Annotated in this window: 18 protein-coding genes and 1 tRNA gene; 14 read left to right on the top strand and 5 right to left on the bottom strand. The window is 42.1% G+C overall.

What is annotated here, in order from left to right:
* Entirely contained in the window at positions 1-270 is a 270-nt protein-coding gene (locus ACPZ3T_RS02335) for a hypothetical protein (protein ID WP_490273387.1), read from the top strand.
* A complete protein-coding gene (locus ACPZ3T_RS02330; RefSeq protein WP_490273386.1) occupies positions 270-638 on the top strand; it encodes a clan AA aspartic protease in 369 nt (122 codons plus the stop codon). The genes ACPZ3T_RS02335 and ACPZ3T_RS02330 overlap by 1 nt, the downstream gene beginning before the upstream one ends.
* A 215-nt stretch (positions 639-853) precedes the next feature.
* Here the strand turns inward: ACPZ3T_RS02330 and ACPZ3T_RS02325 are convergent, their stop codons facing one another.
* From ACPZ3T_RS02325 to ACPZ3T_RS02305, 5 genes are all read right to left on the bottom strand, one after another.
* On the bottom strand, positions 854-1,555 hold the full coding sequence (locus ACPZ3T_RS02325) for a J domain-containing protein (protein WP_490273385.1): 702 nt from the start codon (positions 1,553-1,555) through the stop codon (positions 854-856).
* Between the two features lie 14 nt (positions 1,556-1,569).
* Positions 1,570-2,532 carry a cysteine synthase A gene (cysK, locus tag ACPZ3T_RS02320; protein WP_490273384.1) on the bottom strand — a complete coding sequence of 321 codons (963 nt, stop codon included), beginning with the start codon at positions 2,530-2,532 and terminating at the stop codon, positions 1,570-1,572.
* A 232-nt stretch (positions 2,533-2,764) separates the two neighbouring features.
* A complete protein-coding gene (locus ACPZ3T_RS02315) occupies positions 2,765-3,202 on the bottom strand; it encodes an RrF2 family transcriptional regulator (protein WP_490273383.1) in 438 nt (145 codons plus the stop codon).
* Between the two features lie 319 nt (positions 3,203-3,521).
* Positions 3,522-3,665, bottom strand: a complete 144-nt coding sequence (locus tag ACPZ3T_RS02310; protein WP_490273382.1) for a hypothetical protein — start codon at positions 3,663-3,665, stop codon at positions 3,522-3,524.
* 47 nt (positions 3,666-3,712) lie between these two features.
* Positions 3,713-3,799: transfer RNA gene (locus ACPZ3T_RS02305), tRNA-Ser, on the bottom strand.
* 103 nt (positions 3,800-3,902) lie between these two features.
* On the opposite strand from ACPZ3T_RS02305, the gene ACPZ3T_RS02300 reads away from it, so the two are divergent.
* From ACPZ3T_RS02300 to ACPZ3T_RS02245, 12 genes are all read left to right on the top strand, one after another.
* On the top strand, positions 3,903-4,271 hold the full coding sequence (locus ACPZ3T_RS02300; RefSeq protein WP_490273381.1) for a 2Fe-2S iron-sulfur cluster-binding protein: 369 nt from the start codon (positions 3,903-3,905) through the stop codon (positions 4,269-4,271).
* A gap of 133 nt (positions 4,272-4,404) precedes the next feature.
* Entirely contained in the window at positions 4,405-4,953 is a 549-nt protein-coding gene (locus tag ACPZ3T_RS02295; RefSeq protein WP_490273380.1) for a thermonuclease family protein, read from the top strand.
* A gap of 148 nt (positions 4,954-5,101) precedes the next feature.
* The gene (locus tag ACPZ3T_RS02290; protein WP_490273379.1) at positions 5,102-5,914 is read left to right on the top strand and encodes an inositol monophosphatase family protein; all 813 of its coding nucleotides are present in this window, start codon (positions 5,102-5,104) and stop codon (positions 5,912-5,914) included.
* A gap of 127 nt (positions 5,915-6,041) precedes the next feature.
* Positions 6,042-6,989 carry a J domain-containing protein gene (locus ACPZ3T_RS02285; protein WP_490273378.1) on the top strand — a complete coding sequence of 316 codons (948 nt, stop codon included), beginning with the start codon at positions 6,042-6,044 and terminating at the stop codon, positions 6,987-6,989.
* Positions 6,990-7,234: 245 nt separating this feature from the next.
* Positions 7,235-8,449 (top strand): ATP phosphoribosyltransferase regulatory subunit, encoded by a 1,215-nt coding sequence (locus ACPZ3T_RS02280; RefSeq protein WP_490273377.1) that lies wholly within the window; start codon positions 7,235-7,237, stop codon positions 8,447-8,449.
* Between the two features lie 210 nt (positions 8,450-8,659).
* Entirely contained in the window at positions 8,660-8,884 is a 225-nt protein-coding gene (locus ACPZ3T_RS02275) for a ferredoxin family protein (protein ID WP_490273376.1), read from the top strand.
* Between the two features lie 617 nt (positions 8,885-9,501).
* A complete protein-coding gene (locus tag ACPZ3T_RS02270; RefSeq protein ID WP_490273375.1) occupies positions 9,502-9,891 on the top strand; it encodes an agenet domain-containing protein in 390 nt (129 codons plus the stop codon).
* A gap of 800 nt (positions 9,892-10,691) precedes the next feature.
* Positions 10,692-12,428, top strand: coding sequence for a diflavin flavoprotein (locus tag ACPZ3T_RS02265; protein WP_490273374.1), 1,737 nt, complete (start codon positions 10,692-10,694; stop codon positions 12,426-12,428).
* 100 nt (positions 12,429-12,528) lie between these two features.
* Positions 12,529-12,744, top strand: a complete 216-nt coding sequence (locus ACPZ3T_RS02260; protein WP_490273373.1) for a hypothetical protein — start codon at positions 12,529-12,531, stop codon at positions 12,742-12,744.
* Positions 12,745-12,835: 91 nt separating this feature from the next.
* Positions 12,836-14,548, top strand: a complete 1,713-nt coding sequence (locus tag ACPZ3T_RS02255) for a diflavin flavoprotein (protein WP_490277096.1) — start codon at positions 12,836-12,838, stop codon at positions 14,546-14,548.
* 336 nt (positions 14,549-14,884) lie between these two features.
* Positions 14,885-15,130 carry a hypothetical protein gene (locus ACPZ3T_RS02250; protein ID WP_490273372.1) on the top strand — a complete coding sequence of 82 codons (246 nt, stop codon included), beginning with the start codon at positions 14,885-14,887 and terminating at the stop codon, positions 15,128-15,130.
* Positions 15,131-15,324: 194 nt separating this feature from the next.
* Positions 15,325-20,709, top strand: a complete 5,385-nt coding sequence (locus ACPZ3T_RS02245) for a trifunctional serine/threonine-protein kinase/ATP-binding protein/sensor histidine kinase (RefSeq protein WP_490273371.1) — start codon at positions 15,325-15,327, stop codon at positions 20,707-20,709.
* Positions 20,710-20,740 lie beyond the last annotated feature (31 nt).

The following is a 20,740-nucleotide window of genomic DNA, read 5'->3' as shown; positions in this document are numbered from 1 at the left end:
ATGGCTAATCCTCAACTCAGTGGCGAAGAAATTACCCAACGTGGTAGAGAACTCTATGAACAGAGCATTCGTTCTCAAGTAGAAACAAAAGAAAATATTGGTAAGATTATCTCCATTAATGTAGAAACCGGTGAATATGAAATAGGTGAAGATTTAATCATGACGAGTCGCCGATTACAAGCTAAACAATCTGATGCTCCCATTTGGGCAGGACGAATTGGCTTTAATGCTGTCTATGCAGTTGGTGGTACATTGACCAGGATGGCATAGTGATACATGGAACTGTAGTTGGGCTGCAAGCTCGAATTAATGTGATTTTTTGCCTTCAGGAAAGTTCAAATATAGAAATTGAATGTGTCGTTGATACAGGCTTTGAAGGTTTTTTGACGCTGCCATCCCTTGTAGTTAATGAGCTTCGGTTGCCTTATATTGCTCGAATCGATGCCAATCTTGCTGATAATTCTAATGTTGCCGTTAACGTCTATTCAGCAACTATCGTATGGCAAGGGATAGAACGGGATGTTGCCGTGCTAGCAATGGGTAGCCGTCCTCTGATTGGAACTGGACTACTTGAAGATTATCATCTCAGTATAGATTTCTATGATGGCGGTACGGTGATAGTTGATGAAATTTTGTAATTTACGTCTAATGTGAATTAAAACCTTGCGAATACCTAGATATTTGTAGGGGCGGGTTCACCGAGATCAAAAGTTAATCATGAAAGATGTTTGTTAACCCGCCCCTACCAAGTTTGATACACCCCACCCATAGGCTATTTATTGGACAGGCGGTTTTCCTAATTCACATCAGGTGTAATTTTGAGTATTACATCTCCAAAATTTAATTTTCAACACTACTCTACAGATGCTTGGGCTTCACAATGCAATCTTGTAGCGATGCGAAATAGTTCTTGCCCTGTGTGCAGATAGCGGTCATCATAATTTAAGGGAAAATAAGATAATTCTTCTAGTCCATCTCCCACTTGACTAAGGCTGTAGTAAATATGAGCCGCAGCCCTAGCTAAACTAGGGGGATTAGGTAAGGAACGAAAAGTAGTTTGGGCTTGTTTTAAGTCTGCTTTACACTGTTGTAAATATTCCTGAAATTCGTCTAATAATTCATCATCAAAAGGATCGGCGGCGAGTTCTTCAATTTGCTCTTCTAAAGAGTTGAGTATGTTACACAGTAGGCGATTGACTGGATGATATACAACGCGCAGCCATTCTTCAACTTGCTCATCAGCGTCTTTTCCTGATTTGCGTGTGGTTTGGTAATGTTTTTGTGCTGAGGCTGTTCGCTGTTGGCGACTATTATTTAATTTTTGGGATTCATTTCGCAGTTTTTGATCATAATTGCGGCGACTTTGACTATCACCTAAAACTTCATAAGCTGCATTAATGCGGATAATTTCTTCATGATTAGCTGTGTCCTGATTACTATCAGGATGAAATAATTTCACCAAGCGGCGATAGGCTTGCTTGATCTCCGCTTGGCTAGCATTAGAACTGACTTTGAGAGTGTCGTAGTGGTTGGAATCTTGTTTAAAATCGGCCATTCATCCAATAATTGTTAGCTAATGCTAGTGGCTACTTTTGCCTCTAAGTCTTGGAATAACGGTGTACTCAAATATCTTTCGCCAAAACTAGGCTGAATCATCACGATTAAGCGTCCCTCGTTTTCTGGGCGTTGGGCTACACGAACCGCAGCGCATAAAGCTGCACCACTGGAAATTCCTGATAGTAGCCCTTCTTCTCTAGCTAAACGGCGACTGTAGGCGATCGCTTCTTCGTCGGTGACTGTAATCACTTCATCTATTAAGTCTACCTTAAGTACCTGGGGAATAAAACCCGCTCCAATCCCTTGAATTTTATGGGGGCCTGGTTTACCTCCTGATAAAACTGGGCTGTTGGCTGGTTCAACTGCGATCGCTTGAAAACCTGGTTTTCGACTTTTCAGGACTTCCGCTACGCCTGTGATCGTACCACCTGTACCTACCCCTGCCACAATCATATCTACCTGTCCGTCGGTATCTTGCCAAATTTCTTCGGCGGTAGTTTCTCGATGAATTTTCACGTTGGCAGGATTGCGGAACTGCTGCAACATATAAGCATGAGGTGTAGTATTCACTATCTCCTGCGCCCGGCGAATTGCCCCACTCATCCCTTCCATTCCTGGGGTAAGTTCTAATTCTGCACCATACGCCCGTAACATTGCCCGCCGTTCACCACTCATAGTCTCCGGCATGGTTAAAATTAACCGATAACCTTTAGCCGCCGCCGCCATTGCTAAAGCAATTCCTGTATTTCCCGATGTGGGTTCTACTAATACTGTTTTCCCAGGAGTAATTAACCCCTCCTCCTCCGCAGCATTAATCATACTTACACCAATTCTGTCTTTTACAGATGATGAGGGATTCATGCTTTCCAATTTGACTAAAATTTGCGCCACACACCCCTCAGCTTGGGGAATGCGATTCAACTGCACTAAGGGGGTTCGCCCAATCAATTCTGTGATGTTACTAGCAATCCGCATATTCTTTCCTTATCGTTGATTTATTAGGTACTTTGAGATCAAAAAATATCCAAATTGGAGGATGCGTCAGTATGAATAGTTTCTGAGTATAGTTAGGTTTTATCGCCCTGACGCACCCTACCCAACCATCAATTTCGGATAATTCATTTTTTGTGTTCTCTTAATCATTTATCCATAATCTCAGGATTAAAACTCTAGAGTCCACAGCTTTCTTTACGATTGACTCTATGGGCTAAATGTAGTACATGATATCCAACTGCCGTCGGGAATCTCTTTTTTCACAAAGATCCTGAAGTGTGTAGTTTTGTAATACTGAATTAGCAGCTTGACAAGCTTCTTGCCAAATTTCTTCGATGACTGCACCATCTAAGGTTTTCGAGTTCCCATTATCTTCACCCGTCCTCACGTCTAACCCTTCCAAACATTCTAATACTTCAAACAGAGTGATTTTGCGAGGTTCTCGTGCTAAAAAATAGCCACCTTTCGAGCCGCGTTGGCTTTTGAGTATGCCACCACGCCTTAAGGTTGCCAGTAATTGTTCTAAATAGCGATCGGGTATGTTTTGCTGGGCGGCGATTTGTCGGATTTGCATTGGTTCGCCGCTTTCGTAGTGGGTTGCCATTTCTAATAAGGCAAGAATTGCGTATTCTGATTTACACGATAGTTCCACAAGCAAAATAATTAAGTGGTGAATAAATTTATGAGAGAGTTAAGTCTGATCCCTTAACCTTCTCTAGTATACTCCGGTTCACCACTAGGGTTTATGCCTTATGCTAATTTGTCATCTCATGTCCGCCTAATTAGTTCTGACTTTTTAGGTTATGTAGAAAAGCTAACGTGAAACCTAACCCCCTTCCCTACAAGGGAAGGGGGAACAAGAATCAAAGTCCCCCTTTTTAATGGGAGCCACTGCGTTGGACGGGTTTCCCGGCTTGTAGCAAGTGGCATGGATTTAGGGGGATCGAATGATTTGTGTGTACACCGCAGGCTTAAATTTGAGGACGTAACATTTCCTTGACTGTAATCACACATTCAGGAAATGCTAGAGGTGAAATTGTTACTTGTTCTGATAGAATCATTTCACTTTGATAACCTGCTGGAGTTGTCACAATCGATGGTTGGTGCGTGACCAACTATTATCTCTAGCTAGGGAGAATGATTAATATAGATTGAGGAGTAACGGAGAGAGAGGGATTCGAACCCTCGTTGAAGTTGCCCCCAAACAGCATTTCCAGTGCTGCGCCTTCAACCACTCGGCCATCTCTCCAGGTATCACGATTTACGATTGTAATATGAAATCCCAGAAAATGCAAAGATAAAGAAAGAAATTTTTTTTGTTTGATTCTGAAAGTCCCAAAACCAAATTTAAGATGTCCGACACATACACGATTAAAATACGCGATCGCGCCACTGGTAAAGAGTACACCCTACAAGTCCCCGAAGACCGCTATATTCTCCACTCTGCGGAAAATCAAGGGGTAGAATTGCCATTTTCCTGCCGTAATGGAGCTTGTACCACTTGCGCCGTCCGGGTAATATCGGGGGACATATATCAACCAGAGGCGGTAGGCTTATCTTTAGAATTGCGTCGGCAAGGTTATGCTTTGTTGTGTGTCAGTTATGCGCGTTCTGACATAGAAGTAGAAACCCAAGACGAAGATGAAGTCTACGAACTCCAATTTGGCCGCTACTTTGCTAAAGGCAGAGTCAAAGCTGGTTTACCCTTAGATGAAGATTAGGTAAATCAGTTAGTAGTAAGGACTTTAGTCCTTGAATTGAGGGCTAAAGCCCTGACTACGAACTGCTTGGTGAACTATCAAGGCGCATAGTAGTGTGTTTAACTGATAACTGATCACTGATAACTGATAACTGATGATGTCCCAGTCACTCACAAATTGGTTGCGAAAAATTGCCATTGTCGCTTGCTTATTACTCTTAATTGGTTGTCAAGGGAAAAATCAGCCTGAGAGCAATCAAAAGCAGGTGAGGGTGGCGCGGGTGGTGAGTGGCCAAACTTTGGAAGTGGTGGGGATGGCGGAACAACCCACCTTAATTTCCCAGGTGCGGTTAATTGGTGTAGATGCACCAGATTTGCGTCAGTATCCTTGGGGAGAGGAGTCTAAAGAACTTATGGCGAAGTTGGTGGGGGATTTAGAAAAACCGGTGATGTTGGAGTTTGATCTAGAAGCGCAAGATAAAATTGGTCGAACTATAGCCTATGTATGGAAAGATAACCAGTTGTTAAACGAACAAGTGATCAAACAAGGATATGCTTTATTTATAGAGCGATCGCCTAATCAAAAATACAATCAACGTTTAGAACGCGCTCAACAATGGGCAAGAATTATGGGCAAAGGCATATGGAATCCTGAAAAACCCATGCGTCAAACCCCGGCTGAGTTTCGGCGGTTGAATCGCTAGTGAACAGTGAACAGTGAACAGTGAACAGTTATCATACTGAATGCCCAATACCCCATGCCCCATGCCCAAAATTCTTTAATTTTGAATTTTGAATTTTGAATTTTGAATTGACTAGCCCCATGCCCTATAAATATATAACTAATTAATAATGACTAACTTAGAAATTTTTCTTGATATTGCCACAGAAGCGGCTCTGGCTGCCGGTGCAGTTTTACTAGGGTATTTGGGTAAGTTAGAAGATGAGATTACAGAAAAGAGTCGTCCTGGGGATTTAGTGACTGCGGCTGATAAAGCTTCAGAAGCCGTAATTTTAGAAATTTTGCGTCGTCATTTTCCTGAGCATTCTATCTTGGCGGAGGAATCGGGAAAACTGGGGAATCAAGATGCTCAATATCTCTGGGCAATTGATCCTCTTGACGGTACAACTAACTACGCTCACCAATACCCGGCTTTTTGCGTTTCTATTGGGTTGTTAATTGATGGTGCGCCCCAGGTAGGGGTAATTTATGATCCATTTCATAATGAGCTATTCCGGGGGGCTGCTGGCTTGGGTGCAACACGCAACCGCCGCCCAATTCATGTTTCCGAAACCTCGGAGTTGAGCAAAAGCTTGTTAGTCACCGGATTTGCTTATGATCGCCGGGAAACATCAGATAATAACTATGCGGAATTTTGTCACCTCACTCATCTCACCCAAGGGGTACGGCGTAGTGGTTCAGCCGCTTTAGATTTAGCATCTGTCGCCTGTGGGCGTGTGGATGGTTATTGGGAAAGGGGAATATCTCCTTGGGATGTTGTAGCTGGGATAATTTTATTACAAGAAGCGGGTGGAAAAGTCACTGCCTATGATGGCACACCCTTGAAAATCGCTTCTGGTAGAATCCTCGCAACTAATGGTTATGTTCATGACAACCTCAGCAAAGCATTAATGCAAGTACCACCTCTGTTGGCTTGGCAATAAGGGCAAAGATATAGATCAATCAGCATTCACTAAAGGGAATAATAATCACAGGCTAATACTGACGCTTACTTGTGTGAGCGAAGTAAACTAGAAAAAATCTCACCGCTCCTTTGGTGCTACCTGCTTTATGTCTTTAAGAATAGATCGTGGATTATTTAAATATGACTTCATCGACAATCACGCTATCTTGTGTGTTCCAGTTGACGCGAATCTCAAAGAAATCCGCAAGCGATATCTAAAAATTGCCCGACATTTACATCCTGATAGCAGTGCAATTCATACTGAGTCAGAAAAAAAACTGGCTATTGAATTACTATCGAAGTTAGTTAACCCCGCTTATGAAATCCTCTCTACAGAACGCACCCGTTCGGAATACATGATAGTTTTGTCCCAAATAGGTAAGCGGTTAGTCCTGGAATCAGCTTCAGTAGAATTGACTACAGATTTAGCTAAACAGTTAGCAGCCGCTCCTAATATTGATCATGCTTATAAAAGTGCGATCGCTAAAATTGCTGAAACTCAATATGATTGTTTACAGCAGTCAATCTCCATTATTTCCCAAATCAGCGAGTTAAATTTAGTTTACTTAATGCGGAGTGCTGGTAAAGTTTTATCTTCACCCCCACCAGTTGCTCAACCTCAGCTTAACTCTAATTCACCTCAGCCAAATATAGATTCTCCACCACCACCCCCACCCCCAAAAGAAGATCCAGCTATTGAACAATATCTGCGGCGCGCTCAAGGTTTAATTGATAAAAATCAATTTGCTCAAGCCAAAATAGAGTTACAAGACGCGCTGAAAATCGAGCCAAAGAATAGCCGTTGTCATAGTTTGCTGGGATTTGTCTATTTGAAGCAAAATCAGCTAAAAATGGCGAAAATCCACTTTGATAATGCGCTAAAACTAGACCCCAAAGATCCCACAGCGTTGGCGTGGAAGCCTAAAATAGATAAATTCCTAGGGCAACAATCTGGTAGTCATAATGGCAATGCACCAGCTAATTCTGGTCATAAGCAACCAGAAAAATCTGGAGGTGGTTTGTTTGGTGGTTTGTTTAGTGGCAAGAAAAAATAAGGGTGTGGGGCTTGTACCAAAAACAATCCAAAATCCGTCTTGGAAAGTTCTGTACGGAGGAAACTTCCGCACCCTACGGGATCTTGCTACAGACTTTCCGCAAAATTTAAAATCTAAAATTCCCAGGCTCAACCTCTTTAGATTGATGACCTTTTCCAATATACTTGGCTGCATAGGCGAAGACAGACAATGCAATGTGCAGTTTGCCTGTTTGCAGGAAAATGGGGCAATATAACGGAGGATGAATGGTGTATCAACCAGCCGCAGGAGCGAGGGATTTATTACCTCTGGATGTGGCTCAAAAACGCTGGATTGAAGATAGATTACAGCAGGTGTTTCATCGTTGGGGATACCACAGGATTATTACCTCAACCCTGGAACGTATGGATACACTGATGGCGGGGGAAGCAATTCAACGCCAAATGGTGATTCAACTACAAAATGCTGAAGATGAAGAATTAGGATTACGGCCAGAGTTGACAGCTTCTATTGCTCGTGCTGTGGCAACGCGGATGGCAGGTAATACTTATCCGCAACGACTGTATTACAATGCTAACGTCTTTCGCCGCATCTGGGAAAACCGACACAATCGCCAGCAAGAATTTTATCAAGCTGGGGTGGAATTGTTAGGTGTGGGTGGTTTGTTAGCCAACGCTGAGGTATTACTGTTAGTGAGTAATTGCTTGATGGCGTTAGATTTACAGGACTGGCATTTAATTTTAGGTGAAGCAGGAATCACACGATCGCTCTTAAATGCTTTTCCTGAAAATGTACGTGACAAAGTGCGGAGTGCGATCGCTCATCTTGACCGCATTACTATAGATACTCTGCCCTTAAGTGAGGAATTACGCGATCGCGCTAGAATCATGTTAGATTTGCGTGGTAATAGTGCAGATGTGTTGCAAAAAGTTAGCAGTCTGGATTTAGATGCTAGTCAGCAACAAGCAGTTAATAACCTCAAATCTTTAGTCGAGTTATTAGAATCAGAGGGGAAATTCCCGATTATTCTCGACCTCAGTTTAATTCAAACCATAGACTACTACACCGGCATTGTGTTTGAAATTGTCAGTAGTAGGGAATCACAAGCACAGGTTTTAGGACGAGGTGGCCGTTACGACAAGCTTTTGGGACTGTATAACCCCCAAGGTGAAGATATTCCCGGTATTGGCTTTGTGCTGAATATTGAAGACCTGTATCAAGTTTTGTTGTCAACTCAGCAATTACCGCAAGAAATCCCGGCTAGTAACTGGTTGGTAGTTGCCGAAACGCCAATTGCTCATGCTGCGGCTTTTGCCTATGCTCAAAAGTTGCGTGATTCTACTCATTTAGTCCGCGTAGAAATGGAACTGGGTGGGAAAGATACAGAGGCAATTAAACAATACGCCCGCGATCGCAATATAGCGCAAATCGCCTGGATTAAAGCCGATGGAACACCGGCAATTGAAAGTGTAGGGGTGTAGGGGTTTAGGGGTGTAGGGGTGTAGGGGTTTAGGGGTTTAGGGGTTTAGGGGAAATACTAATACTCATCCCTTCCCCTATTACTTTGCACCTAATTCATAATTTTGAATTTTGTAGGCGCAAGCCTTCCCGTAAGGGTATTTTGAATTTTGAATTGATTTTTACCCTGCTAGGCTAGAAAAAGCTGATTCAAAAGAGAGGGAATCTATCAAATGCCACACACTATTGTTACTGATGTCTGTGAAGGTGCTGCTGACTGCGTAGAAGCTTGTCCAGTAGCTTGTATTCATCAAGGCCCTGGCAAAAATGTTAAGGGAACTGATTGGTACTGGATCGATTTTTCTACCTGTATTGATTGTGGTATCTGTATTCAAGTATGCCCTGTAGCTGACGCGATCGTTCCAGAAGAAAGACCTGATTTACAAAAAACTCCTTAATTGTGTTGATAGCTAGCAACTTTAGCTAGTTATCAATTCAGCGATGGTAATTGATGAAAGGGAACAGGGTTGAAGCAACGGGCAACAGGGAAAACTAAGCCACCCACTTTCTTGTGGGGTTTCAACCTACCTTGCGATACAAGGATTATTTCGCCCACAAGGAGAGAAGTGCGGTCTTGGGCTTTGCCCAAGAGGAGCAACTTCGGGGGCGAGGCTTAAAACCAAGATCCGGTTCTACTTTTTTCTTCTGTTCCCCCAACCCTCTTGCCTGTTTCCGCCCCGTTGGCGCAGCCTCTCGTAGAGAAGGGGCTGGTTAATAGGTAATGGGTAATAATTTATGTTCAATTACCCATTACCAACTACTAAAACTAAATGACTCTAATAAATTGGTTTTATTGCTCAATTTTTTCAAAAATAAAAACTAATATTTAATGTTTTTAGTTGTTACTAATACTCAGTTAAATTCTTAAATATTATTAATTTTAAATTCATAATAAGATAGCCATATCTTTACAAAAAGCGGCGTAAATTCATAGTTTTTGCTGAGGCGATCGCAAATTCAACGCCATGACAATAGTGAAAGTTAGTGGATAACTTTACTGAGGAATGCTATCAAAATGAAAAATAAACTATTGTTTGCTGGCGTTTTCATGGCAACTTTGTTAGGAACATTAATACCCAGTGCCTTTGCGGCTTCACCGTGTTCTGTAGGACAAAAGGCGGAGGTTCTTTGGAGAGGAACATGGTATCCAGCTACAGTATTAAAGGTTGATGATAACCAATGCTATATTACTTACGATGGTTATGATAGTTCTTGGAATGAATGGGTTGAATCCGCAAGATTTCGAGCATCATTTGAAATCGGAGATTCGGTAAGAGTTCTATGGCGGGGGAAATGGTATCAAGCAGAAGTTTTAGATATTGCTGATAATCTTTATAAAATTACTTATATTGGTTATGATAGCTCTTGGGATGAATGGGTGGAATCTACGCGGGTAAGTAGATAAATAATACTTCATTTTGATAAATTTAAAGGGACAACTTCTAATTTAAGTCGTCCCTAAATATATGATTCCTACTTGAATTTTGAACAGATACGTAGGGAAGGCAAATTGCAGTGTGGATTTTCCTCCTGCAATATTGCCGTTGTGTTAGCAGCGAGAGTACAACACCTAGCACCAAGGCCTTTGGTGCGTTACTGATAACTGTTAATAGGTAATTTTATATCTTGCACCATTCTCAACAAGCCCTAAAAAGCCCTAAAAAACCTGGTTTCTGAACGAAAGATTAAGGTTTTAAGCTGAGGGATTTGCAAGAAACCCGGTTTTTAACCGAGGTGCAAGAGAGCTTTCCAGATATTTAAGCCCCTCTCCGCGTCGGAGTGAAACCCAACACTTTCAGGATTCTGTTGGGTTTCGTTCCTCAACCCAACCTACGCCTCATCCATCATTTTAGGCTTGTCAGTCCACTACTCGGAGTAATACGAATTTATGTCTTGAACACTGAGCAACGTAGAGAAATCTATGCTTTTTCTTACGGAAATTTCTACATGATCAATAATTTATGTATGATATGTGAGGGAATCTAAATTTTGCTAAGAAAGGTCAAGATTTAAAACTTAATATCCTTGATACAAGCCGTTATTCGGGTATTTATTTAGTTAGAAATAATCCCGAAAAATGGCATTATTTGCTACATATTGAATTTAGGGAAATATCGTTTTCATTACAACTTAAAAAACGGGTTGGCGGCACAATGGGGGCAGAGAAACAATACTGTTTATTTGCGCTCGGAGACGAAGATAATAATGGTAGCGATGTCTACGACCGGCAACGCCAACGCAGAAGTTCAGCATCGGTTAACTGTCCAAACTGTAGAAATTGCCCCTAATACTACGGCGATTCGCTGTCTAGACTGGGATCGCGATCGCTTCGATATCGAGTTCGGACTGCAAAACGGTACGACTTATAATTCATATCTGATTCGGGGTGAACAAACAGTTTTAATTGATACTTCTCACCAGAAGTTTCGCCAATTGTATTTAGATACCCTTAAAAGTCTGGTTAACCCCAAGGCTATTGATTACATTATTGTCAGTCATACAGAGCCAGACCATAGTGGTTTGGTGGAAGATGTGCTGCAATTAGCACCAAGAGCAACGGTTTTGGCTTCTAAAATTGCGTTGCAATTTTTGGAAGGTTTGGTACATGATCCTTTTTCTAAGCGGATTGTCAAAAGTGGCGATCGCATTAATATTGGTAAAGGTCACGAAATCGAATTTGTGAGTGCGCCTAATCTCCACTGGCCAGACACTATCTTTAGTTATGACCGCAAAACTCAAACTCTGTTTACCTGTGACGCGTTTGGGATGCACTTCTGTGACGATCGCACTTTTGATGAAGATTTAGAAGCGATCGAAGCTGATTTTAGATTTTACTATGATTGTCTCATGGGGCCAAACGCTCGTTCCCTGCTGAACGCAATGAAGCGGATGGGGGAATTAGGCAAGATTAATATTATCGCTAACGGTCACGGGCCTCTGTTATATCATCACCTGGATGTGTTGACCGAGTGTTACCACAGTTGGAGTCAAAGACAAGCCAAAGCGGAAACCACTGTTGGTTTATTCTATGTCTCTGATTATGGATATAGCGATCGCCTTGGTCAAGCCATAGCAGAAGGTATTCAAAAAACTGGTCTAGGTGTAGAAATCATTGATCTCAGCACCGCCGAAATTCAAGAAATTCAAGAATTGGCAGGTAGAGCAGCTGGTTTAATTATTGGTATGCCGCCTACAACCTCCGTGGCTGCCCAAGCTGGTATTAGTTCTTTGCTATCGGTAATTAAAGATAAGCAACTAGTCGGCTTGTTTGAGTGCTTCGGCGGTGATGATGAACCCGTTGATACAATGCGCCGCAAGTTTATTGACTTGGGTGTTAAAGAAGCCTTCCCAGCCATTCGCATTAAAGATGTTCCTGGTGCTTCCACTTACCAAATGTGTACCGAAGCGGGTACAGATTTAGGTCAACTATTGACACGGGAACGGAACATCAAGCAAATCAAAGCCCTTGATGTCAACATGGAAAAGGCTTTGGGACGTATTAGCAGTGGCTTGTATATTGTCACCACCAAAAAAGGTGATGTTAGCAGTGCCATGTTAGCTTCTTGGGTAGCCCAGGCAAGTTTGCAACCGTTAGGATTTACCATTGCCGTAGCTAAAGACCGGGCTATTGATAGCTTAATGCAAATAGGCGATCGCTTCGTCCTCAATGTCTTAGAAGAAAGCAACTATCAAGAACTCAAAAAGCACTTCCTCAAGCGTTTGCTGCCCGGTGCTGACCGCTTTGCCGGAGTGAGAACCCAAACCGCCAAAAACGGCTCACCTATCCTCACAGACGCTTTAGCCTACATGGAATGCGAAGTCCAAAGCAGCATGGAATGTAGCGACCACTGGCTGTTATACTGCACAGTCCAAGAAGGGCGAGTGTCCAAACCCGATGGACTCACCGCAGTACGTCACCGTAAGGTGGGTAATTATTACTAGAAAGGGTGTAGGGCGCAGGGAGCAGGGGGCAGGGGGCAGGGAGCAGGGGTAGACAAGGGAGATAGGGGAGACAAGGAAGACAAGGAGAGAAGTCTGTAGCTTGCTTCCCGTAGGGTGCGGAGGTTTCCTCCGATGGCTTCGCCAACGCCAAGGGCGAACAGAACTTCCCTGCGGGACGCTACGCGAACGGGGAGACAAGGAAGAATTTTCCCTAGTTCCCCATGCCCAATGCCCAATGCCCAATTCCCAATGCCCAATGCCCAATTCCCAATGCCCCATGCCCAATTCCCAATGCCCCATTCCCAATTCCCAATAATATGGATTTAAACCGCTTCATCGAATCCACTAAAAACTGGGCAAAATCTACCCGGTTTTTGCAATTTTTTGATAAATCTGAACCAACATCTATGAACGATTCCAAACCTCGTGACGTACAAATTCTGCCTATTGCTACAGATACTAAAGTTCTCAGAGCGCGTAGTTGGTCACGTCTGCGGTTTGAAATTGAATATGCCTTAGAAAGAGGTACTACCTCTAATTCCTATGTCATCGAAGGTGATAAAACTGCAATTACTGACCCCCCTGGTGAAACTTTTACGAAGATTTATTTGGAAGCATTGCAGCAGACGATCAATTTGAAACAATTGGATTACGTCATCCTGGGACATTTTAGCCCTAACCGTGTACCGACTCTGAAGGCGTTGTTAGAAGTAGCACCGCAAATTACCTTTGTCTGTTCCCTTCTCGGTGCGGCTAATTTACGGGCGGCGTTCCCAGATGATAGCTTAAATATTTTGGTGATGCGGGGGAAAGAAACCCTTGATTTAGGTAAGGGTCATGTGTTGAAGTTTTTGCCTATTCCTAGTCCCCGTTGGCCGGAAGGACTTTGCACCTATGACCAACAAACCCAGATTCTCTATACAGATAAGTTGTTTGGGGTACATATCTGTAGTGATGATGTGTTTGATGACAATTGGGAATCTTTTAAAGAAGACCAACGTTATTACTACAACTGTTTGATGGCCCCCCATGCTATCCATGTGGAAGCAGCTTTAGAAAAAATTTCTGACTTACAAGTGAGAATGTATGGTGTAGGTCACGGGCCTTTGGTACGTAGTAGTTTAATGGCATTGACCCAAGCTTACGCTGATTGGAGTTTGGCTCAAAAAGACCGGGAAGTTTCTGTGGCGTTATTATATGCCTCAGCTTACGGTAACACTGCAACTTTAGCACAGGCGATCGCGCTGGGAGTGACTAAAGGTGGTGCGGCTGTCAATTCTGTTAACTGCGAATTTGCCACCCCGGAAGAAATTCAAGCGGCTTTAGAAAAAGCGGATGGTTTTCTCATCGGTTCTCCTACCATTGGCGGCCATGCGCCTACCCCCATTAACACCGCTTTAGGCATTGTTCTCAAGGTGGGTGATAACAACAAATTAGCTGGGGTTTTCGGTTCTTATGGTTGGAGTGGTGAAGCCGTAGAAATGATTGAATGCAAACTCCGGGATGCTGGATATCGTTTTGGTGTGGAAACCCTGAAAGTCAAATTTAAACCCGATGATGTCACCCTGAAATATTGTGAAGAATTGGGTACAGATTTTGCTCAAACCTTAAAGAAAGCTAAAAAAGTCCGCTTACCTCAACAAGCTGCTACCCCTGTAGAACAAGCCGTAGGTAGAATTGTCGGCTCAGTATGTGTAATTACCGCTAAACATGGGGAAGTATCCACAGGAATGCTAGGGTCTTGGGTATCTCAAGCTACCTTTAATCCCCCTGGGTTGACGGTGGCGATCGCCAAAGAACGCGCCATAGAATCCCTCATGTATCCTGGTGGTAAGTTTGCCCTGAATATCCTCCCAGAAGGCAATCATCTGGAATACATGAAGCATTTCCGCAAAAACTTCAAACCCGGAGAAGACCGTTTTGCTAACTTCACCACCACAGCAGCAGAAAACGGTTGTCTAGTCCTTACTGATGCTCTTGCCTACCTGGAATGTTCCGTTGAGCAACGGATGGAATGTGGCGACCATTGGGTAGTATATGCAACCGTTGATAATGGTAAGCTCATCAAACCCGATGATGTCACAGCCATCAATCACCGTAAAACGGGTACGCATTACTAAAATAAGCAATTGAGTGTGGGGCATTGGGAATGGGGCATGGGGCATTGGGCATTGGGGAATAGCACGCTTGTTAAGCTGAAACCTTGTCAGGGCAGGGTGTGGGAGGTGTGGGAGGTGTGGGAGGTGTGGGATGGTGGAGAACAAATCTTTCCCCCCACACTCCCCTCTCTCCCCACACTCGCCCCTCCCTTGTCTCCCCTGTTCCCTGTTCCCCGTTCCCTGTTCCCCGTTCCCTGTTCCCTTTCTTGGTAAAATTTATACAGCTATTTGCTGTAAATATAATAGGGATTAAAATTAACGTCTAATTTCTCAATCAAAAATTTGAAATCAAATATTATGGAATCAAATCAGCAACATAATCGCCAGGAGGCTGATCAAGAGTTTCAAGCAGCCCTAGAAAAATTGCAAGATATCTTAACCGAAAGTGAGACTGAGGGTGAGGCGACACCAAATATCTCTACTACTAACCCCAATACAGTTGAACAGAATGAAGATGCAACTGATACGAATTTAGCAGCCTGGGAAGACGCAGTTGCTGATATTGAACAATATCTAGAAGAAAAGACGAAAAATAATTCGTAATTTTTAATACCCTATCAGTACTCCTACAGAGAACTCTTTCAGGGAGTGTTGTGTTATTACCAAAGGGAGGAGTAGGCACAAGCCTAAGTAAACACAATTCATTATTCAAATATAAGTGTAAATTTTTACCATTACATAGAGTTCAGTTGATCATTTGGGAATACTAAATCCAAACATTTTAAAGATTTTAGGATATGACTAGCACTCTGGTGAAGATTCCCGGATATAGCATCAGCGAAGAACTCTATAATGGCTCTCGAACTCAAGTTTATCGAGGTTATCGAGAAGTTGATCAACAACCAGTAGTTATCAAATTACTGAAAAATCCTTATCCCAGCTTTCACGAACTTTTATTGTTTCGCAATCAGTACACAATTGCTAAAAATCTCAACTCCCCCCTGATAGTCCAAACCTACAGTTTAGAACCTTGCCAAAATGGTTATGCACTAGTTATGGAAGACTTTGGGGGGGTTTCTCTGAAGGAGTGGGGAACTAGAGAAACACAATTATCTTTAGCAGAATTTTTAGCGATCGCGATCGCCCTGTGCAATATATTAGATTTACTCTATCATCAGCGCGTTATTCATAAAGATATTAAACCCAGCAATATATTAATCAACCCCCAAACCAAACAAGTTAAATTAATCGACTTTAGTATTGCATCATTATTACCTAGAGAAACCCAAACCCTCGTCAATCCTCATGTGTTAGAAGGAACACTAGGTTACATTTCCCCCGAACAAACCGGGAGAATGAATCGAGGGATTGACTATCGCACAGACTTCTACTCACTCGGCGTAACTTTCTACGAACTACTTACAGGAGAGTTACCTTTTGCCTCCAACGACCCGATAGAGTTGGTACATTCTCATATTGCCAAAATTGCACCATTAGCACACGAAATTAATCCCCAAATTCCATCTGTACTATCAAAAATTGTTAGTAAATTGATGGCGAAGAATGCTGAAGATAGATATCAGAATGCTTTGGGATTGAAATTTGATTTAGAAAATTGTCTGCATCAGCTACAAGTTTTGGGTAAGATTGAAAGTTTTGAAATTGCGAGTCAGGATGTGTGCGATCGCTTCATCATTCCTGATAAACTCTATGGACGGAAAAATGAAGTTCAGTCTTTACTCCAAGCCTTCGAGCGTGTTGCAGGCGGTAGTTCTGAACTGATGCTGGTGGCTGGTTTCTCTGGTATTGGCAAAACTGCGGTAGTGAATGAAGTCCACAAACCCATTACCCGACAGTGCGGCTATTTTATCAAAGGGAAGTACGACCAGTTTAATCGCAATATTCCGTTTTCAGCCTTTGTCGAAGCTTTTCGCAGCTTGATGGGACAAATCCTCAGCGCATCCGATATAGAACTAGCTCACTGGAAAGAGCAAATCCTGGCTACTGTTGGTGAAAACGGCCAAGTTCTCATTGAAGTCATTCCCGAACTAGAATACATTATTGGCTCTCAACCCCCAGTAATTGAGCTAGTTGGTAGTGCTTCTCAGAATCGATTTAATTTGTTGTTTGGCAAATTTATTCAGGTATTTACGAAAAAAGAACATCCCTTAGTGATTTTTCTCGATGATTTACAGTGGGCTGATTCTGCTTCTTTGCATCTTTTGAAATTGTTGATGAGCGAGTCAGAAACAGGCTATCTACTCGTACTCGGAGCTTATCGGGATAATGAGGTTTTTCCAGCCCACCCGTTGATGCTCACCCTGAATGAGATTAGACAAACAGGTGTCAATCTCAATACTCTGATGTTGGCTGCTTTGAATGAATTAGATATTACCTGTTTAGTTGCCGATACATTGCAGTGTGCCAATAATATCGCTGCACCACTTTCGCACTTAGTCTACCAAAAAACTCAGGGAAATCCATTTTTCACCATTCAGTTTTTGTACGGACTCCACGAGGAAGAATGTATTATTTTTAATCCTGCCTCCGGCTATTGGCAGTGTGACTTAACCCAGGTGACACAGTTGGCTCTGACGGATGATGTTGTGGAATTTACAATCCGACGATTGCAGAGGCTACCAGAAGCTACACAGCAAGTATTAAAACTAGCGGCGTGTATTGGGAATAGATTTGATTTAGAAACCTTAGCAGTAGTCTGTGAAGCTACTCCAGAGAGTGTAGCAGCAGACTTGTGGCGATCGCTGCAAGACGGGTTAGTGATTCCAGAAAACTCAACCTACAAGTTTTTCCAAGGAAAGGGACATGATGTAGAAGCGGTTGATAACATTACTGTTAATTATCTGTTTCTCCACGACCGAGTGCAGCAAGCCGCTTACTCTCTGATTCCTGAGACTTTGAGACAAGCAACCCACTTCCAAATCGGTAAACTTCTGCTGGCTAATGTTTCAAAAGAAGAACAAGGTAGCAAAATTTTTGCGATCGTCAATCACTTAAATGAGGGCTTTGTACTGCATCAAAGCCAAGAAGAACGTTCAGAACTTTTACAGCTAAACTCGATTGCGGGGAAAAGGGCTAAAGAATCTACTGCCTATGGAGTTGCTGTTAACTATTTTACAGTAGCTAAAAGCTTGTTACCTGCCGATAGTTGGCAGCAATGTTATGAGAAAACCTTAGATGTTTATTTCAATCTCGCAGAAGTTAAGTATTTGTCTGGGGATTTTCAATCTTCTCTCGCCATTGTGGAAACGATTTCTAGCTTTGCAAGACAACAAATTGATCGGGCTGAAGCGTTTAACTTAGCAATTTTGATGTTCACATTGCAAGGTCAATATCTCCAAGCACTTGAGTATGGACAAAAGGCCTTGTCTTGCTTGAATTTTGATTTATCAGAAATAGACTTACCAGAGAAACTTGAATCTTACCAACGTGAGATTGAATTGAAATTAGGCGATCGCACAATAGAGCAGCTAGTCGATGAACCAGAGGCCACCGATCCAGAAAAACGCTTAATTATCAAAATCTTGAATAATTTAATCGTACCTGTTTATGTTCTCCAAAAGGGAGAGCTATACTTTATCGTCGCCTTATCGATGGTTTCCGTATCGCTCAATTTTGGCGTAATAGCTGAATCAGGAAACGGATTTTCAGCCTATGGAATGTATCTCGGATATTATCAGAGCAACTATCAATCTGGCTATGAATTTGGAGTCCTGGCAGAAAGTTTAGCCAAACGATTTAAGCAAGCAGAAAATCTATGTAAAGCTTGCTATATGCTGGGAAATAATTTGCTTTCCTGGGTGCGTCCCTTGCGTTGCTCGGTGCCTATTTTCGATCAAGGATTAGTAGCAGGGCTACAGTCTGGGGAGATGGTTTTCTCTGGTAATCTTTTGATGTACAAGCTGCTCAATCCATTTTATGCAGGAGCAAGCCTATTAGAAATTCAGCAAAATCTTCCTGAATATTTAGAATTTTGTGCCAAAAAACTTAACTATCAGCTGCCTGTAGATGTACTGTCTGGATTAAACATGGCACTTGCTGAACTTACAGCTAGTCGTGCTGAGAATATCCCAACTGAGCAGCAGCATCTGGAAGTATGTAGGATTAACAACAGTGATTATGCAATTTGCCACTATTTGCTCCTAAAAACTAAAATTTTGTGTTTTTACGGACGCTATGATGAGGCATTGGAATCGGCTCAGGGGGCTGAAGAACTCGTTGGTACGATTGTTGGAAAATATCAGGTTGCAGCTATCAATTTTTATCAATCTATTGCTCTAGCTGAATACTGTCGGGTTCATGCTTTAGGTTTAGATAATAGTTACATCCAAAAAGTTAAATCAAACCAAGCGCAACTGAGTTTATGGGCTGCTAGTTGTCCAGAAAACTTTGCTCATAAGTACGATCTAGTGAATGCAGTTTTAAGCGTTTTATCAGGACAGAAAACAGAAGCAATTGAACTGTTCGATAGTGCTATTTCTGGGGCTGAAGTCAATGGCTATCTTCAAGAAAAAGCCCTAGCAAACGAACTTGCAGGTAAATTCTGTCTCGAATGGGGCAAAGAAAAATTCGCCGCAAGCTATATACAACAAGCCTACTATTGTTACGAAAAATGGGGTGCAAAAGCCAAAGTTGCCCATTTAGAAACACGCTATCCCCAACTACTGACTCCCATATTACAGCCAACTCTTTCGACTCTCTCAATTAACGAAACTATCATCACCTTGGGGACTGTCACCTCTACCAGTGGAACTAATTCTAAAAGCAGTGTCTCAGATACCCTAGATTTAAAGGCGATTCTCAAAGCTTCTCAAACTCTCTCCGGTGAAATTGAACTAGAAAAACTTCTCTCATCATTGCTGAGAATCGTCATCGAAAATGCTGGGGCTGATAAATGTGTATTAATGCTGTTGCAAGACAGCCGCTTGCTAATTAAAGGCTCAATTACCCAGGAAACACAGCCAGTTGTGTTGCAGAATCTTCAGGTTCAAGATAGTCAAGATATTCCCCACAAACTAATTTACAAAGTCAAGCACAGTAATCAAACTGTTGTCTTGGTGGATGCGACAGCAGATCCGATTTTAGCCAATGACCAGTATATCGTGCGTCAACAGCCTCAAAGTATCTTGTGTAGTCCGATTTTGCATCAAGGCAAATTACTGGGAATTTTATATCTGGAAAATAGTTTAATTAAAAGGGCGTTTACGCGCGATCGCATCGAAATACTGAATTTAATTTGCGCTCAAGCTGCCATTTCTCTAGAAAATGCCCGACTTTATGAATCTGCCCAGGAATATGCCCAAAAGTTAGAGCAAGCACTCATTGATTTGCAAAATGCCCAATTGCATATAGTCCAAAGTGAAAAAATGTCTGCGTTGGGTAATTTAGTTGCAGGTGTCGCCCATGAAATGAATAATCCATTAGGCTTTATTTCTGCTACACTTCAACAAACGAAACCCAATTTTGCCGATATCACAGAACATTTGAAACTCTATCAAGAAAACTTAGAAAATCCTAGTCATGAAATTCAAGACCATGCGGAAGAAATTGACTTAGATTTTCTGTTAGAGGACTTACCTAAAACAATCGATGCAATGGTCATGGCGTGCGACAGGTTGAAAAATATCAGCACTAGCTTGCGGACATTTTCTCGCGCTGACAAAGACTACAAAGTACAATTTAATCTCCATGAAGGCATTGACAGCACAATTTTAATTCTCAAGCATCGCCTCAAAGCTAACGAACAACGCCCAGCAATTGAAGTGATTACAAATTATGGTAATTTACCTTTAGTCAATTGTTTTCCTGGGCAATTAAATCAGGTGTTTATGAATATTACTGCTAATGCTATTGATGCGTTAGAAGAAGCAAGTATTGGTAAGAGTTTTGCAGAAATTAAAACTCACCCTAACCGCATTATAATTGCAACATCAATTGTAGATAAATACGCGAAAATTTCAATTGCTGATAATGGTAAAGGAATGACTCAAGAAGTTAAACATAAGATTTTTGACCATTTATTTACTACTAAGTCAGTAGGTAAAGGTACAGGTTTAGGATTAGCGATCGCCAAGCAAATTATTGAAGAAAAACACGGTGGTAAAATCACAGTTAATTCTGTTCTGGGCGAAGGAACACAATTCATTATTCAATTACCAGTGTAAATTTTTACCATTATATAGAGTTCAGTTGATC

The sequence above is a fragment of the Aliinostoc maniaoense genome (assembly GCF_058172895.1).
This window is presented reverse-complemented; position numbering and strand designations above follow the sequence as displayed.